Genomic DNA, 2,821 nt, shown 5'->3' on the forward strand with positions numbered 1-2,821 from the left:
GCCATCTGCATGCGCGCATCGAAGGTCCGCAGCGTCATCATGTGGCGCAGGCCGGTGAGAAGTTCGTCGCTGGACAGCAGGCTGGCCCACGGGCCGACGGCCTCGCCAGTGCGGTTCAGCACGCGGATGATCGAGAAGGCATGATCGCGGATGGTGCGCGGATCGACATCGATCTCCGGGCGCGGCACAGAGCCGGCCTTGGGGATCGGCACATTGGAAAAGTCAGGCGTTCCGCCCGGCCGCACTTCCGGCTCCGGAACGTGGAAACGCAACATCCCAGCATCGGCCATGACCTTTGTCCTCCAATGTTGCCCGGAACAGATATTTGCATATCTGCGCCGCCAGTGCGAATTCGTCGGGTAGCCTGCGGACGTCGGTCCCGGCCACGCCGGCCGATCCAGCCTCCCGCACCCAAGATGAAGATATGTCCGCGAAATTTCTTGTCGATGTTGGGCGGTGGCGCGCAATTAGAGGGAAGGTTGGGCGAGGTTTGCCGGCAGATAAGGTGATTGGTCGACGAACTCGCGCCTTTCCTCTCCCCCGTCGATCGGGGGAGAGGAAGGGAGCCAAGGCTGGCCAACTCGCGCCCTTCCTCTCCCCCGTCGATCGGGGGAGAGGTGTCGAGCGAAGCTCGACGGAGTGGGGGTCGACCGTTCGCCCAAGCTGGATGCCGCCCCCACATCATGCTAACCAACCCGCCATGGCACAGAAGAAAGCATATGAGGTCGATGGCTGGCTCGCGAAGCCGGACCAGCGGATCTCCATCGTCCTGCTTTACGGCCCCGATCGCGGCCTCGTCTCCGAGCGAGCAAAGGCCTTTGCCGGCAAGACCGGCCTGCCGCTCGACGATCCCTTCTCGGTGGTCAGGCTGGAGGGGTCGGAGGTCGACCGAGACGAGGGCCGGCTGCTCGACGAGGCCCGCACCGTGCCGATGTTTTCCGACCGGCGCCTGCTGTGGGTGCGCAATGCCAGCGGCCAGAAGGCATTGGCCGACGACGTCAAGGCGCTGACGGCCGAGCCCGCGCGCGATGCGATCATTCTCATCGAGGCCGGCGACCTCAAGAAAGGTGTCGGCCTGCGCGCCATCGTCGAGGCGGCCGACAACGCCATGGCCCTGCCTTGCTATGCCGATGAAGCCCGCGACATCGACACCGTCATCGACGGCGAACTGGGCAGGGCCGGCATGTCGATGACCATGGAAGCGAGACAGGCGCTGCGCCGCAATCTCGGCGGCGACCGGCTGGCCTCGCGCGGTGAGATCGAGAAGCTTGTGCTCTACGCCCATGGCCAGACCGAGATCGGCCTGGAGGAGGTCAAAGCGATGTCAGGTGATGTCTCCGGCGCGTCTTTCGACGACGCGGTCGACGCGCTTCTCGAAGGCAAGATCGGCGACTTCGACACCGCCTTCACCCGCCATTGCCAGTCCGGCGGCCAGCCCTTCCTGGTGCTGTCCTCGGCAATGCGGCAGTTGCAGCAGATCCAGATCATGCGCGGCCAGATGGAGTCCGGCAACCGCAACGCCGCCTCGGTCGTTGCCGCCGCCCGCCCGCCGGTGTTTTTCTCCAGGCGCAAGCTGGTGGAGAAAGCGCTGGAACGCTGGAGCACCGAAGCGCTCGGCCGCGCGTTGACTCGGCTGCAGACGGCGGTGCTGCAGACCAGGCGGCGGCCGGATCTTTCCGTCGCGCTGGCAAGACAGGCGCTGCTTGGCATTGCGGTGGAGAGCAGCAGGTTGGCGCAGCGGTAGGAGAGCGATCCTCCTCTTCTCGGCGCCGAGCGCTGCCTCCATCGGTCAATTCATTGTCATGGCGCCCACCTGCTGGAAGGTTGGCAGCGCCTGTGGAAAGACCAGCACCGCCGCGCCGTAAAGAAGCAGAGCGATACCCGACACCTTTGCGATCCCACCTCCGGACGGGAGGGTCTTTTCCGCAAAGATCAGCAAGGTGACCACGGCCATTGCGGCGACGTTCATGATCCCGAGAGGAAAGAGGGCGAGAAACAAAAGCCAGCAGCAGCCCAGGCAAAAAAGTCCATGCTCCAGGCCCATGCGAACCGCACCCCAATAACCATCGCGCCATGAGGTCAGGATGAAGCCAATCGGCGTGCGGCATTTGGCCAGACACAGATCTTTCAGTGGGGAGAGTTGATAGGCGCCCCCAATCATCAGCAGCGCGCCGCCGATACGCGCGGCCGTCGCAGCGGACAAACCCACATGCCCGGCAAGCATCTCCGCACCCGCCGCACCGGCAAAGGCGATAACGCCCATCACGCCCCAAACCAGCATATACCCGGCCACGAACACCCAGCTCGAGACAAAGGTCTCGCCCCGGCTCTGTTTGCCGGCCTGGACCTGGTGAAACGTCAGGATCATGGGCGCGGCCGTCGGAAACATCATGGCAATCATCATGATCATCCAGATGGCAAGAAACAGCGGCGCCTTCATACCCATGGTGAGTGCGTACATTTCCATGCGCATGTCCGCGTCCATGCCCATCTGCTGCCAGACAAGCAGGGTCCACGCCGCCGCAGCGATAGCGATCAGCAGCGCGAGAATGATGTATCGCTGCAACGTCGGGGCCATGGACGAGGTCGTTCCGTGCTACGCTGCCTACGGCTACTGCTGCCCAGACCAATTGATCGGGGCGTAATGTCCGTTTCGGCGGGAATTGTCCCAGCTCATGCCATGATCGCTGAATGTACTGCCTTCCGCCCCCATCGCCAGGGCGAGCCAATCGGGATTGACAGGATGGCCTGTGGCCGCCCACATCTGCCCGTCCTCGCGCATTGTCGGCAGCGGCTCGACCGCCCTCTGCATGACGCCCGC

2 protein-coding genes and 2 pseudogenes are annotated in these 2,821 nt (G+C 64.2%); 1 reads left to right on the forward strand and 3 read right to left on the reverse strand.

Features of this window, described 5'->3' with window-relative positions; all coding sequences use genetic code 11:
• Positions 1-290: pseudogene (locus EN879_RS30890) on the reverse strand (3-methyl-2-oxobutanoate dehydrogenase (2-methylpropanoyl-transferring) subunit alpha); the annotation flags it as partial.
• Between the two features lie 410 nt (positions 291-700).
• Between EN879_RS30890 and holA the strand changes: the two are divergent.
• Positions 701-1,744: a DNA polymerase III subunit delta gene (holA, locus tag EN879_RS30895; RefSeq protein ID WP_013528740.1), complete on the forward strand. Its 1,044-nt coding sequence runs from the start codon at positions 701-703 to the stop codon at positions 1,742-1,744.
• A 45-nt stretch (positions 1,745-1,789) separates the two neighbouring features.
• On the opposite strand, the gene EN879_RS30900 is transcribed toward holA, so the two are convergent.
• Together EN879_RS30900 and EN879_RS30905 are read right to left on the reverse strand one after the other, a co-directional pair.
• Positions 1,790-2,578, reverse strand: coding sequence for a DUF2182 domain-containing protein (locus EN879_RS30900; RefSeq protein WP_013528739.1), 789 nt, complete (start codon positions 2,576-2,578; stop codon positions 1,790-1,792).
• 33 nt (positions 2,579-2,611) lie between these two features.
• Positions 2,612-2,821: pseudogene (locus EN879_RS30905) on the reverse strand (hypothetical protein); the annotation flags it as partial.

Source organism: Mesorhizobium sp. M7A.F.Ca.AU.002.02.1.1, assembly GCF_003998535.1.
Classification (GTDB): Bacteria; Pseudomonadota; Alphaproteobacteria; order Rhizobiales; family Rhizobiaceae; genus Mesorhizobium; species Mesorhizobium ciceri.